This window comes from Clostridium pacaense (assembly GCF_020709765.2).
Lineage (GTDB): Bacteria > Bacillota > Clostridia > Lachnospirales > Lachnospiraceae > Enterocloster > Enterocloster hominis.
Genome location: NZ_JAJFEB020000003.1, coordinates 53,823 through 67,678, shown reverse-complemented (window position 1 = coordinate 67,678; position 13,856 = coordinate 53,823). Strand labels below are relative to the sequence as shown.

General features: G+C 49.2%; 10 protein-coding genes. 4 read left to right on the top strand and 6 right to left on the bottom strand.

Going from position 1 to position 13,856, the window contains the following annotated elements; all coding sequences use genetic code 11:
* Window positions 1-19: 19 nt before the first annotated feature.
* Entirely contained in the window at window positions 20-1,351 is a 1,332-nt protein-coding gene (gene aspS / locus LK536_RS36430) for an aspartate--tRNA(Asn) ligase (RefSeq protein ID WP_227795210.1), read from the bottom strand.
* 696 nt (window positions 1,352-2,047) lie between these two features.
* Here aspS and LK536_RS36425 point away from each other — a divergent pair.
* On the top strand, window positions 2,048-2,560 hold the full coding sequence (locus LK536_RS36425; RefSeq protein ID WP_008721323.1) for a ferritin-like domain-containing protein: 513 nt from the start codon (window positions 2,048-2,050) through the stop codon (window positions 2,558-2,560).
* Here LK536_RS36425 and LK536_RS36420 read toward each other — a convergent pair whose 3' ends face one another.
* Entirely contained in the window at window positions 2,561-4,063 is a 1,503-nt protein-coding gene (locus LK536_RS36420) for a glutamate synthase-related protein (RefSeq protein WP_227795209.1), read from the bottom strand. It lies immediately after the preceding gene.
* A gap of 226 nt (window positions 4,064-4,289) precedes the next feature.
* Here LK536_RS36420 and LK536_RS36415 point away from each other — a divergent pair, with 226 nt between their 5' ends.
* Window positions 4,290-5,642 carry an MATE family efflux transporter gene (locus LK536_RS36415; protein WP_008721319.1) on the top strand — a complete coding sequence of 451 codons (1,353 nt, stop codon included), beginning with the start codon at window positions 4,290-4,292 and terminating at the stop codon, window positions 5,640-5,642.
* Window positions 5,643-6,427: 785 nt separating this feature from the next.
* Window positions 6,428-6,877, top strand: coding sequence for a GNAT family N-acetyltransferase (locus tag LK536_RS36410; protein WP_120057705.1), 450 nt, complete (start codon window positions 6,428-6,430; stop codon window positions 6,875-6,877).
* Between the two features lie 35 nt (window positions 6,878-6,912).
* Here LK536_RS36410 and LK536_RS36405 read toward each other — a convergent pair whose 3' ends face one another.
* Window positions 6,913-7,203 carry a hypothetical protein gene (locus tag LK536_RS36405; RefSeq protein ID WP_120057704.1) on the bottom strand — a complete coding sequence of 97 codons (291 nt, stop codon included), beginning with the start codon at window positions 7,201-7,203 and terminating at the stop codon, window positions 6,913-6,915.
* A 324-nt stretch (window positions 7,204-7,527) separates the two neighbouring features.
* On the bottom strand, window positions 7,528-8,277 hold the full coding sequence (locus tag LK536_RS36400; RefSeq protein ID WP_120057703.1) for an SIMPL domain-containing protein: 750 nt from the start codon (window positions 8,275-8,277) through the stop codon (window positions 7,528-7,530).
* Between the two features lie 182 nt (window positions 8,278-8,459).
* Here LK536_RS36400 and LK536_RS36395 point away from each other — a divergent pair, with 182 nt between their 5' ends.
* The gene (locus tag LK536_RS36395; RefSeq protein WP_227795208.1) at window positions 8,460-11,300 is read left to right on the top strand and encodes an ATP-binding protein; all 2,841 of its coding nucleotides are present in this window, start codon (window positions 8,460-8,462) and stop codon (window positions 11,298-11,300) included.
* 107 nt (window positions 11,301-11,407) lie between these two features.
* On the opposite strand, the gene LK536_RS36390 is transcribed toward LK536_RS36395, so the two are convergent.
* Both LK536_RS36390 and LK536_RS36385 read right to left on the bottom strand, forming a co-directional pair.
* Window positions 11,408-12,736: a replication-associated recombination protein A gene (locus LK536_RS36390; protein WP_227795367.1), complete on the bottom strand. Its 1,329-nt coding sequence runs from the start codon at window positions 12,734-12,736 to the stop codon at window positions 11,408-11,410.
* 21 nt (window positions 12,737-12,757) lie between these two features.
* On the bottom strand, window positions 12,758-13,780 hold the full coding sequence (locus LK536_RS36385) for a hypothetical protein (RefSeq protein ID WP_227795207.1): 1,023 nt from the start codon (window positions 13,778-13,780) through the stop codon (window positions 12,758-12,760).
* Window positions 13,781-13,856: the final 76 nt, after the last annotated feature.

Here is a 13,856-nt window from a genome sequence, read left to right as displayed (position 1 = left end):
CCAGCCTTGTCACATCGCGCTACGGTTCCAGCCTTGTCACGTCACGCGGGAACATACAGGTCTCCCTTACATTCTGTTCATCCAGAAGCCGCATGGTCAGCCGCTCAAGGCCGATTCCAAGGCCGCCGTGGGGCGGCATTCCATATTTAAAAATCATCAGGTAGGATTCTATATCCTTTGGGTCCATATCCCGCTTCCCCATCTTCTCAAGGATAGCGTGGTAGTCGTGGATCCGCTGTCCGCCCGTGGTAACCTCCAGCCCCTTAAACAGAAGGTCGAAGCTGAGGGTAAACCTGGAATCCTCCGGGTCATCCATTGCATAGAAGGGGCGCTTTTTAGAAGGGTAATGGGTCACAAACACAAAATCGCTTCCATACTCTTCTTTGAAGTAACGGCCAATCAGCAGCTCCTCCTCAGGTTCCAGGTCATATGGGTTGCGTATTTTCCTGTTGTATTTCCCAGACACCAGCTTCTTAGCCTCGTCAAAGCGCACTGCGGGGATCCGGCTCACATCGGGAAGCCCTGCCTTCAGTATATCCAGTTCCTTCCCATACTCCTTCCTTAACAGTTCCATGACATACTGGAGCATGCCTGTCTCCATGTCCATCACGTCTTCAAATCCATCGATATAGCCCATCTCAAGATCCAGGCTGGTGTATTCGTTCAGATGGCGGGTGGTGTTATGCTTTTCCGCCCGGAACACAGGCGCTGTCTCAAACACACGGTCATAAACACCCACCATGGTCTGTTTATAAAACTGGGGACTTTGTCCAAGCTCCGCCTTTTTATTGAAATAATCCAGCTTGAACACATTGGAACCGCCTTCCGCCCCCCTGGCCACGATTTTAGGCGTGTGTATTTCCGTAAAGCCCTGACTGAACAGGTAATCCCTGAATCCCCTTACGATTCCTTCCTGAATCTTGAATTTTGCCCGCTCCCTTATATTGCGCAGGGAAATGGGCCTCAGTGCCAGCTTTGTCTCCAGGGAAGTGTTAAGCTTCCACTTGTTCACCGGGATAGGCATGGTGTCCGCGGGACGGGACAGGATCCTTATATCCTCCAGACGGATTTCAAATCCATGGGGCGCCCTTTCCTCTTTCCTCACAGTGCCCTTTACCTCTACCGCGCATTCTTCCTTTAAATCTTTTATATCCACATCCCCGGCAGCTCCCTCGCACACGCACTGCACCAGCCCCTCCGCTTTCCTGAGGATTACAAATGCCACCTCGCCCATGTGGCGTATGGTGTGCACGGTTCCGTTCATGCGGACCGTCCTGCCCTCATGATTCCCGCTTATCACTTCCTGGATTCCCAGGACTTCCTTTTCCCTTACTCCGCTGATAAATTCCATGGTATTCGCTCCTTTCGGAACGTCCGGCATGTGCATGAGGATAGAAATCCCCTATCTGGATAAAGACCTCACACCGGTACGTTCTGGCCTGCAATCTGGCGCTGGATTGGTTTTATTATTTTGTAACGCGCCAGTGACATCCGGTTCCGGGACATTTTCCTGCAAGAACATTTGCCTATAAGAATATTTTCCTGAAAGAACATTTTCCTGCAATAAAAAACGCCCCGGAACACAGTAACTGCATTCCGGGACGGGATTACATCCATAAGACATTCCCGCGGTACCACCCGCATTGAGACCTTGACCTGTATGACAGCGCTGCACTGCGCAAATCAGCGCCATTCTTCATAAGGTGTCCGTTCTCCTCTCTCTGCACGTAACGTGTGCAACGGGTATACCTACTGTCAGTCCTGGCCGTGTACGGACAGAACCGCTTCAATATACCAGCTCCAGAGTGTTCCCTTCGCCCAGTCCTGCGCGGCGGCGCTCTCAGTCGGTGACGCCCCCTTCCTGTTACATTCCTCAGGCAAGAGTCTCTTTCATTGCTTTTAATTATTTATCTACTAAAATAGTACATCGGCGTGATAAAGTCAAGAACTAAAATTTGTCACTTTTCATTTTTAGAAAATTTGTATATTCAGACGTCCTTTTTCATACATTGGACTATGGAATCTTAATATCATAAAGGAGCATAGCATGTTATCCATGGACGATTTCCGGTACACAGCCGACCTTCCCTATCCGCCCATTAAGGTCGAAATGAAAAATCCCGCCTATGCCAAGGCCATGTTGGACAACATCGGAGGCCTTAACTCTGAAATGTCCGCCATCAGCCTGTATGTGTATAATAACCTGATTATGGAAGAAAAGGATGAGATTGCCACTATATTCCGCAAGGTAAGCATTGTGGAAATGCATCATTTGGAAATTTTCGGAAAACTGGCGCTGCAGTTGGGGGAAGACCCAAGGATGTGGACCCATTACGGCTGTAAAAAAACCTACTGGTCCCCCAGCTACAACCAATACCCCAGCGAACTCCCGGCGCTGATGCACAATGCCATCAACAGTGAGAAGGCCGCCATCAGCAAATACCAGCATCAGATTGCCTACATACGGGACGAGAATATCACAGATATCCTGCGCCGTATCATACTGGATGAGCGGCACCATGTGGAGATTTTCGAGCAGGTTTACAGGACATACTGCTAATCAGGCATGCCTTATATTGGTAAATCCAGAGATTTCCCGGTTGATGGTGCACAGGTCATCCACATCCATATCATGGATATCGTCATGGCCTGTAATTCTTGCAAACGTCTTAATCTCATCCAGGGATACCCGCAGGAAATTAGCGACCCTCATGGCGGCGGCTTCTCCTGGCAGACGGCGGCGCAGCTCCTCATCCTGGGTCGCCACGCCCACCGGGCACATACCGGTGCCGCAGATACGGTACTGCTGGCAGGCAGCGGCAATCAGGGCCGCAGAGGCAATGGCAACCGCATCCGCTCCCATGGCCAGGGCCTTGGCAAAATCAGAGGATACCCTGAGTCCCCCTGTAATCACAAGGTCAATGTCCGCCCCTGCTTCATCCAGATACTTCCTGGCGTGGTACAGGGCATATATGGTGGGGACACTGGCGGCGTCCCGGATCAGCTTCGGGCTGGCCCCAGTGGCGCCGCCGCGGCCGTCAATGGTTATGAAATCCGGCCCGGCAAACACACAGTACTCCAGATCCCGCTCAATCCGGCCCGCCGCAATCTTAATGCCTATGGGCCTTCCGTCTGATTCCTCACGAAGCTTTTCCACCAGCGCCTTCAGGTCCTCCCTGGTGTCAATCCCCGGAAAACGTGAGGGACTGATTACATCCTGCCCCAGGGGCTTGTTCCTGACCGCCGCAATCTCAGGCGTCACCTTTTTCCCCGGCAGATGGCCTCCCATGCCAGGCTTTGTCCCCTGTCCAATCTTAATCTCTATGGCATCCGCGTTCTTTAAGTTCTCCTCTGTCACACTATAAAGGTTGGGTACATATTCAAAAATATACCGGTATGCGGCCTCCCTCTCTTCCGGAAGGATTCCTCCCTCGCCAGAACACATGGCTGTACGCACCATTGCGCTTCCCTTTGCCAGCGCGGTCTTGGTCTCCTTTGACAGGGCGCCAAAGGACATATGGGAGATATACACCGGATGCTCCAGTACCATGGGTTTTCTTGCATGTTTCCCGATAATGGTCTCCGTCTTAACCGGGGCATGCTCATCTAACGGCATAGGATTTAACTGTGCCCCTAAAAACAGGATGTCGTCCCACCCCGGCATAGGCATCTGGGTACCCATGGCGGCAATGATGGACTGGCCCTTTACCGCCATCTCATGAATCTCATCCATGTACCGGCTGTCCGTCCCCACCCTGGCATATTCCGGGTCATACCCGGGCGCTTCCCCGGTAATATGACCGGAAGAAGCCGTATCTGCCGGTGCGGGCTGTGTCCCATTCCGCCCTGCCGCTGCTGTTTCCTGTCCCAGGCCGTGTACTGACTGGCCCGGCCCTCCGGAGGATTCCTCATCTGACGCAGGCTCATCTGCCCCGCCGCCAGCCAGCACCATCTTGTCAGAAGCCACCCTGCACACAGGACAGACCAGAAGTTCACTGACCTTTGTTCCTTCTTTCTCCTCATCATACACTGAACCACAGAACCTGCAACGGTATACTGCCATAACCCTACCCCTTTCTCTTACTGATTTTCGTTTGCTTAATAATAGTAATTATTACTATTTTATGATATCACAGATATTCCGCCATGTCCAGCATATATTAATCAAATGTCACCTGTTTTACATAACATCAGATAATACCTGGACAAGACCTTTTCATGCCATTGACTTTACCATATAGAAAATGCTACAATAGCTTTCATGTACAAACGAGAAAGGATGTCATTACATGTCACAAGAGAATAAGATGGGCACCATGCCCGTTAAGAGGCTGTTGGTTACCATGTCCCTGCCAATGATCATTTCCATGCTGGTCCAGGCGCTTTACAACATCGTGGACAGTGTTTTTGTATCCATGATTAACCAGGCAGCCCTCACTGCTGTTTCCATGGCATTTCCCATCCAGAACCTGCTGATTGCAGTGTCCGCAGGAACCTGTGTGGGTGTCAATGCCCTTCTGTCCCGCTCCCTGGGGGAACGGAATGCAAAAAATGCCAACCTGGCCGCTGTCAATGGCCTGTTCCTGGCATTCGTAAGCTTCCTGTTCTTTGCCCTGTTCGGAATATTCGGGGCGCGTATCTTCTTCGAGAGCCAGACGGATAACCCGGTCATCATTGAATATGGAATCCAATATCTGCAGATTGTATGTATCTTCAGTTTCGGCCTGTTCGGGGAAATGATGTTCGAGCGTATCCTCCAGTCCACGGGCCAGACCTTCTACTGCATGATTACCCAGGGCACCGGCGCCATCATCAACATCATACTGGACCCGATCCTGATATTCGGGCTTCTTGGCATTCCTGCCATGGGAATCCGTGGCGCTGCCGCTGCCACTGTATTCGGCCAGATTGTTGCCATGGTCTTAGCCGCCATCCTGAACCATGCCAAAAACAAGGATGTGCGCATCAGCTTCAAAGGATTTTCCCCACACGGCAGGACCATTTCCATCATCTATCAGGTGGGTGTTCCTTCCATTATAATGCAGTCCATCAGTTCCGTCATGACCTTTGGACTGAATAAAATCCTTATCAGCTTCTCGGAAACAGCCGTAGCCGTTTTTGGCGTATATTTCAAGCTTCAGAGCTTTATCTTCATGCCCATATTCGGCCTGAACAACGGTATGATTCCTATTATTGCTTACAATTACGGCGCCCGTAACAAAAAGCGTATCATGGAAACCATCCGCCTGAGTATCGGTATCGCAGTTTTTATCATGCTCATCGGCCTGGCCGTATTCCAGCTTATGACGCCCCAGCTGCTTGAGCTGTTCCAGGCGGACGCGGACATGCTGTCCATCGGAGTACCTGCCCTCAGGATCATAAGCCTCAGCTTCCTCTTTGCAGGCTACTGCATCATCGTGGGTTCTGTCTTCCAGGCCATGGGCAACGGCGTATACAGCCTGATTGTATCCATCGCCAGACAGCTGGTATGTATCCTCCCGCTGGCCTACTTCTTTGCCCGGGCATTCGGACTCCATGCCGTATGGTATTCCATCCCCCTGGCTGAGATTACCTCCGTGGTACTGAGTTCCATCCTGTTCAGGAAAATCTATGTGGAGAAGGTGAAACCACTGGGGGAGTAGTCCTTCTGCATAAGGAATAGAAAGGTACCATGTACCACCGCACAGGCGGCGTTTACTAACTTCCATATAGGAAGATAGGAACGCCGCTTTTATTTCCATATGTTCCTTGACAGGGGGCAAGGAAACGGCCCGCGGATACTTCCCGTTGCGTTACCAGAAAGATATAGCCGCAGGATGGGACAAAATAGGTGTTGCCGGATATCAGAGGGCTGATTTGGGGGATACCGAATATATATGCTATTGAGCTGGAATTGAAATGGATGATTATTTCTGGAAATGCGCCAATTAAGATTGGATTGAGAAAGTGAAAGTCTGCAATGGATTGGAAAACGCGCAGGAGTTAGATACATATTAATAGTAGCGCCAAGAGCCCGACTTGACACTACCGCAAGAGGAGAATCCCACACAAGCCAAATTGGTGATAATAACACTATGTATTACCCACTTTTCATTCGATTCCAGTGAAAATAGTCCGGGCTTAACTCTCTACTGATATAGATAAACCACACTGGAACTTAATATATTCTGGTTTACGGTATCGCGAAAAAAATGTGGAATTCCTTTAAGGAGCCAATTTTTCACTTATACAATTTAGCCTTGGCTATGTTTAAAAATTTCTTTAACATATCATACCTCCTCTTAATTATAGTGTAATATAAAGAAAACCAAATGTATACCAAAAAATTTTAATAGATTTCTATAAATAAAAATTATTATTGACAGTTAATAAATATGATGCTATCCTGCCCATAACAAGCATCTGGTCATACAAGAGGAGGTAAGTTTTGAAAATAAAAATCATTAAAGGAACACTCGGACATCTGAAGGACTGTAGAGAGGCGCTTATGAAATCCTCACTAGGAAATCATTATTTCCAAAGCGTTGAAAGTGCGGATAAAGCAATTGAAGAAGGCTTGAATCAAGGGACCCTGTTTGTTGTATTGGCAGAAGATGAATGCATCGGGTTTATGTACTATATTGAAAATGGTGCGTTTCACAGCTTTCCCTTATTGCATCTTATAGCGGTTAAAGAATCATACAGGGGGCAGGGAATCGGAAAACATCTTCTTGAGTATTTTGAAGGAATATCCGCAAGAAATAAATTCTTTTTAGTAGTTGCTGACTTTAATCCGGATGCAAAACGGTTTTATGAAAACAATGGATATTGTCAGGTTGGTAAAATTCCCGGTTTATACCGCGATGGAATTACTGAATATTTAATGATGAAAAAATAGCCCATCCATGCATGATAATTCTGTTATCCATCAACCTACCCTCCAAAATACAGACTGTCCCCCAGCAGATACATATCTGATCCAGCAGCTATCAATTGCTCAGATGAATTTTTGTATTGGACCAGATATTCCCTGTCATCCATATCCTTATATAGGTAATACCATCTCCATCCTAACTGCACCTCCCCTACATCATCTTCATAGATTTCAACCACATCTCCTCCATCAGAAACATGGTATATATGCAGCATCCCAGAAAAATAGTCTGTTTCCAACCGTTCAAGTACAATCATTTCATCGCGATTGTCATGGGTCAGGTCTGCCATGATTACCTTGATATCCCCGGCAGGGTAATTCTGACTTAGAAACTATTCGTATGCCGCGGAATCGTTGGGCGGGATTTTAGTGATTACCATAACCAGTATGGCTGCCAATATGAGCAGGGCGGTTAAAAAGAGCTTTTTCATTCATGCCTCCTAATATTATCATGAACCTGCAATTATCCGCCGAATGAATTCAATAAATGCCGGAAAGCCTGCGAACCCAGGCCATTCCGGCATGTAAGCACGTCTAAAAAGATAAGGAACCACCATCTGGCCCAGATTACCGGCCCGGCCAGCTACACACTTTCCAAAAACCCATACCGGTCCTCACTGTGCGCTGTAATTCAGCCGGACCGTGATCATCGCGGTCTTAGACCTTGAACTGGTATCCAGCACCCCGTCATAGCTGTACGACTCGGAACTGGAATTCTTCGCCGTAATCTGGAACACGCCCAGGTTGGCGCTCAGAAGCTTTCCGGGGGCTCCGCCCGTTCCCGCCGCCATGATATCAATCCGGTTCTTAGCATTGGCCGTTGCCTTCTCAATTAAATCCAGCTTCATTTCATCCAGCTTTGTGTAATAGTATTCCGGCTGTTCGGATTCCAGTTCCACCCCTGCCTCAATCAGCGTGGTGATATCCCTGGAGATTTCCTCTACCTTGTCAATATCATGGGAGGTGACCGTCATGCCCTGCGTCAGGTCATAGCCGTCCTGTTCCTCTCCCAGATATCTTCCCTCTTCATCATATCTTGATGTATAGGTCTGGGAAATGTTGATGGAGCTGAATACCATCTCATCTTCGTCCACACTGTTTTCTTCCAGGTACTTTTTCACCAGCTGCGCATCCTTTTTAATGGTGCTGTATGCCTCCTTCGGCGTATCTCCGTGGACAGAGAAGCTTCCCCTCCACACAATCAGGTCAGATTCAAAATCACAGCTTGCTGACCCGGTGGCCGTAATCCCGCTTCCCCCTCCCGTTTTCTTGTAGTCCACCAGACCTCCTGTAAAAATGCTCACACAGGCAACTGCACTGACAGCTGCAATCAGGGCGATTACAACGGACTTATATTCCCGCATCTGATATTCTCCTCCTTTTCCATTATCTTCTATCTCATGGATTCAGTATAACATGGCAAAAAACAAAAACAAGAACGGTTTTCTTAATTATTTCTGGCAAATAACCTACCATGCGGTTGCCTCTTTCATGATAAATGTGATAGAATAATCCAATAGTGTAGTCTATGGTATGAGGTGCTGACATGGAAAAACGTCACCGCGGTGCGGGTACAATTATAATAATCATGGCTCTTGTCCTTTCCCTGTCCCCATTGTGGACAGGCATTATTTATGCTTCCAGTCCTTCTTCTGCCCCGGCAGCCTACAAAGACATACCGGATGCGGATGCGCGGACCCTTACCGTGGCATTTTCACCCGTACCTGGCATATGTTACCCGGATGCATATGGCAATTACAAGGGACTTATGGTTGATTATCTCAATGAAATCGCAAAATATAACAATTGGGATTATGAATATGTAAGCGTTGATCCGGAGTTCCTCCTGGATGAATTCCTTGCAGGAAAATATGACTTATTAGGGGGTATCTTTCATCTGAACGGCTATGAGTCCCAGATTGCCTACCCCAAATACAGTATGGGCAACAGTAAGGCAGTACTTCTTTGCCACAAAGATGACCCTGACATAAAGAGCTATGAACTCAGTACCCTGAACGGCAAGATAATCGGCGTATATGAAAATGCCCTTGAGAAACGCCAGCGGCTCCGCAATTTTCTCCAGATTAATAACCTTCAATGCGGTATCCGCACATATTCCTCCAAAGAAATCGGCGGGGACGGCAACATGTACCGTTTCCTGGAAACAGGGGAAGTGGATCTCCTTCTGGGCAACGAGTCAGAAGCCGACCATTACCGGGTTGCTGCGGAATTTCCGGCACAGCCCTATTATATCGTAACCCATGCGGGAAATGATGATATACTGGACGGCCTGAACCTGGGCCTTGAGAAAATCCTTAATTCCGACCCTAAATTTGCCGAGGAGCATTATGACCGGAACTTTAACAATATAAATAATTCCAAAATCCAGTTCACCAGCGGGGAAAAAGACTATATCGCATCCAAACAGACCGTAACCGTTGCCGTGGTAAATGCTTGGCATCCATTCTACTGCCTGAGGGATGATACGGAGCATCACAGCGGAATCATTCCTGACCTGCTTGCGAATATCTCAGATTATTCCGGCCTGGCCTTCGACTATGTGTTTACAGATACCTACGAGGAGGCCGTCCAGCTGGTCAGGGAACGGAAGGCGGATATGCTTGGCTATTATCTGGATTCCCAGGAGTCAGCCGCTGCCAACGGCCTTGCGGTTTCCAAATCCTATATAACGCTTAATAATATCATTGTCAAAAACAAATCCGCCAACTATCCATCCGATGGCCTGACAGCGGGCATCATGTCCGGATGCCGGCTTCCTGATTCGATCTCCGCCGCACAGGTGCGCTGCTTCGCCACGCCGCGCGATTACCTGGACGCTGTCAACCGGGGGGACGTTGATTTTGTATATGGTATATCCCCCGCAATTGAGCATGAGATGCAGATTCACAGGTATACCAACATCATACCGTTAAGCAGCATCAATAATAATATGGAAATCAGCTTTGCAATGGACCGCCCTATCAATCCGGACCTGATGACAATCCTGAATAAATCCATCTCCAGCCTGTCGGAGGAGGAAAAGATTTCCCTTTCTGACCGCAACCTGGTATCCATGGCTTACTCCTCCATGACAATGGGAGAACTGATTTATGCCAACCCTGTGGCCTTCATAATCATCTTCAGCGCATTTGTGCTGTTGTCAGCCGCATCCATCCTCTATATCATGAAGGCGCGGCTTAAGAACGCCATGATTCAGGGAGAGCTTGAAAAAGCAGAGGCCCAAAGCAGGGCCAAGGGAGAATTCCTGTCCAGGATGAGCCACGAAATACGTACACCCATGAACGCTATCATGGGGCTGGCCAACCTGACCTGCATGGAAGGACATCTTCCTGAACGTGTGGAGAATAATTTAAAGAAGATATTGTCCTCCTCCCAGTATCTGCTGTCCCTTATCAATGATATTCTGGATATGTCCAGGATTGAGAACGGGAAAATGGAAATAATGGACGAAAGTTTCTCCCTCCGCCACCTACTGGCGGATTTGGAGGGCATGATGCGCAGCCAGGCAGAATCCAAGGGCATCCTGTTCACAGTGGATTTGGCAATCACCCATTCCGATATCCAGGGCGATCCGGTCCGGTTAAGACAGGTGCTGGTGAACCTGCTGTCCAACGCAGTCAAATTCACCCCTGAGGGCGGCCAGGTAACGCTCCTGGTCCGGGAAACGGAATCCGATGAAACCAGGGCTGGCTTCCTCTTCTCAGTAAAGGACAATGGCATTGGGATTGCGGAAGAATATCAGAAACAGATTTTTGATTCCTTTGAGCAGATTGGGTCCTCCAGTGCAAAAAGCGCCGGAACAGGCCTTGGCCTTCCCATCAGCAGCAGTATTGTAAATGCGATGGGCGGTAAGCTGAAGGTAAAAAGCGCCCTTCATCAGGGGGCTAAGTTTTATTTCCAGGTCGTGTTCCAGCTGTCTGACCAGCCTGAGAAGCCTGCCAACTCCGCCGCGGAACCAGAAGTGCCAGGGTCTGCCCCCCTGGACGGTATGCGGATCCTGCTTGCTGAAGACAATGACCTGAACGCAGAAATCGCGACCGAGCTGCTTCAGATGAATGGGGCCAATGTAGAACGCGTATCCAATGGACTGGAAGCGCTGGAGCATTTTACTAAAAGCCCGGCCGGCACGTATCATGTAATCCTTATGGATATACGCATGCCGGTGATGGACGGCCTGGAGGCAACCAGACGGATCCGGGCCAACGCGGATCCGGCCGGCAGCTCCATTCCCATCATTGCCATGACTGCCAATTCCTTTAAGGAAGACTCTGATGCTGCTGTCCAGGCCGGCATGACCGGGTTTGTATCCAAACCAGTGGACATGGCATATCTGCTAGATGTATTGAGGCAAAGTCTTTATAATTAAAGTCTTTATAATTAAAGTCTATATAAACAAGGAAACATATTAAAAAAGCGGCTTTCATCCGTTTCACTTCCCATAGGGAAGCCACGGATACGGCCGCTTTATCTTTGTCACACTTCTGTCGATTGTCCGGATTTCCATTGTCTTATCTGTTCCAGACGCCTTTTAATTTCCGGCTCCTTCCCCTGGCCGTTTGGATGATAATATTCCCTGTCTATAAGCGCATCCGGCAGGCACTGCATGCGGGCCATCTTCTCCCCTGTGTCATGGGCATATACATACCCCTCCCCATAATGCAGTTCTTCCATCAGCTTCGTGGGCGCGTTCCTTATGTTCAAGGGGACGGTTTCCGCCATGGTTGCCTGGGCATCCTCTTTGGCTGTCTCATAGGCCGCATAGGCGGAATTGGACTTGGGGGCCATGGACAGGTAAATGACCGTATGGCTCAGATGTACATTGCACTCAGGCATACCCAGAAAATGACATGCCTGGTATGCTGCCACCGCAAGGGGCAGGGCCTGGCTGTCCGCCATTCCCACATCCTCACTGGCAAACCGGATCAACCGCCTTGCCACATACAGAGGGTCCTCCCCTGCTTCCAGCATCCTTGCCAGCCAGTAAACCGCTGCATCCGGGTCAGAGTTGCGCATGGACTTGTGGAGTGCGGAAATGATATTGTAGTGCTCCTCCCCCTTCTTATCATAGAGGAAGCTTTTCTTCCCAATGCACTGCTTCAGCACCTCCATGGTAACCGTGGTCTTATCCGCACTTATTTCCCCGTTGGTCACAGCCATCTCCAGGGTATTGAGGGCGGTCCTGGCATCTCCCGCCGCAAACTGGGCTATCATATCCAGCATATGGTCATCAATATCCACATCCAGATAACCCAGCCCCTTGGGACTCTTTAAAGCCTTTTTCAGCAGGCTGGAAAGATTTTCCTGGGTCAGGGCCTGGAGCACGAATACCCTGCACCGTGAAAGGAGGGCGCCGTTGATTTCAAAGGAAGGGTTCTCCGTGGTTGCCCCAATCAGTATGATGCTGCCCTTTTCCACATAGGGGAGGAAGGCGTCCTGCTGTGCCTTATTAAAGCGGTGGATCTCGTCCACGAATACCACTGTCTTAATCCCCATCCTCCGGCTGTTCTCGGCCTGGGCCATCACCTCCTTAATCTCCTTTATACCGCTGGTGACCGCGCTGAAATTAATGAATTCAGCATGGGTTTTATGGGCTATGATGCCTGCAAGCGTGGTTTTGCCCACCCCAGGCGGCCCCCAGAATATCATGGACGGGATCTTGTCCTGCTCTATGAGCTGGCGGAGTATCTTTCCCTTTCCCAGCAGATGCTCCTGCCCCACAAACCCGTCCAGGTCATCCGGCCTGAGCCGGCTTGCCAGGGGATTATAGACCTCGCGGTCGTCAAACAATGACATCTGTTCCATCATTATAATCCACCTTTCTCTTTACTTTCTCTTGTTTTCAAATGCATACCGCTTCGAATAATAATAGGTGACCGTCCCCTCACCCACGAACTCCCCATCCTCCTGGTACAGGCGTATGGCAGCGGGAAGAAGCATCGTCTTCTGAATCTCCCGGCAATGGTACAGCATCATCTCATAGACCGCATCGCCTGTCTTCAGGCTTTCCATGCCGTCATAGGAGTCTACGATGGCGTACAGCAGTTCATTCCCGGCCTGAGGTTCGTTTCTGTGGGCCGCTTCCATGCCGCCTTCCATATCTCCCTCCGCCGGTACCACCGATACACATGCCAGATAAAAACATTGTTTATCCAGCTTCTTATCCTGACCGGACAGATTAAGCTGTACCTGGAACAGATCCGGGTTTTCACTGTACAATTCCTGCGTAATCCCATGGTTCACACACGTCCCATTTCCGTCATATAGTTTAAAGGGCATGCCCGGCCGTTGAAAACATTCCGGATAATCCGGCGGTATCTCCATGATGACATCCAGATTTTCCGCTAAATGAAAGACAGCATCCTTCCTCCCAAGAGAAGATGCATCCCTGGGATCCAGTATCTCCGTTTCCATCCTGGTATTATAATATAAATAAACAGGTTCTCCAGAAAGGAATACAGCCCTTCGTATACACTCCTCCTCTAAAACTGGCTGTCCCCCGCCTTCTTTTCCTTCCACTTTTTTCAAATAGACATGGGTGGGCTGGATGAACATAAAATAGACAAATGCCAGGGCCACGACTGCCTGTAACAGGGACATCCCATGGCTGTAACGGAACACACGCAGGGCATTCCATCCGAAAAACGCCACAATCAGCATCCTCACCAGATAAGAAACAGGCAGGCTCATCTCCCCCCGCCATCTGACCTTTCCGGTAAAACGGCCTCTCTCATAAGTAAAGACAAAACTTTCATAGACATTCTGGCAATGTTCACACGTACCACGGTAAAACTTAGGCTTATCAATCTCACGTCCGCACCAGGGGCACTTCTTTTCTACCATCAGCATGGGCTGGCTCCTTTTCCTTCAAGAGTATGGCTTACAGCATCTGTATTAAATATATCATGAAAGGCTACGACTTTCC

Bases quoted from the DNA above. Each gene is read 5' to 3' on its own strand.
- aspS (WP_227795210.1), bottom strand. From the start codon at position 1,351: ATGGAATTTATCAGCGGAGTAAGGGAAAAGGAAGTCCTGGGAATCCAG.
- LK536_RS36425 (WP_008721323.1), top strand. From the start codon at position 2,048: ATGTTATCCATGGACGATTTCCGGTACACAGCCGACCTTCCCTATCCG.
- LK536_RS36420 (WP_227795209.1), bottom strand. From the start codon at position 4,063: ATGGCAGTATACCGTTGCAGGTTCTGTGGTTCAGTGTATGATGAGGAG.
- LK536_RS36415 (WP_008721319.1), top strand. From the start codon at position 4,290: ATGTCACAAGAGAATAAGATGGGCACCATGCCCGTTAAGAGGCTGTTG.
- LK536_RS36405 (WP_120057704.1), bottom strand. From the start codon at position 7,203: ATGGCAGACCTGACCCATGACAATCGCGATGAAATGATTGTACTTGAA.
- LK536_RS36400 (WP_120057703.1), bottom strand. From the start codon at position 8,277: ATGCGGGAATATAAGTCCGTTGTAATCGCCCTGATTGCAGCTGTCAGT.
- LK536_RS36395 (WP_227795208.1), top strand. From the start codon at position 8,460: ATGGAAAAACGTCACCGCGGTGCGGGTACAATTATAATAATCATGGCT.
- LK536_RS36390 (WP_227795367.1), bottom strand. From the start codon at position 12,736: ATGGAACAGATGTCATTGTTTGACGACCGCGAGGTCTATAATCCCCTG.
- LK536_RS36385 (WP_227795207.1), bottom strand. From the start codon at position 13,780: ATGCTGATGGTAGAAAAGAAGTGCCCCTGGTGCGGACGTGAGATTGAT.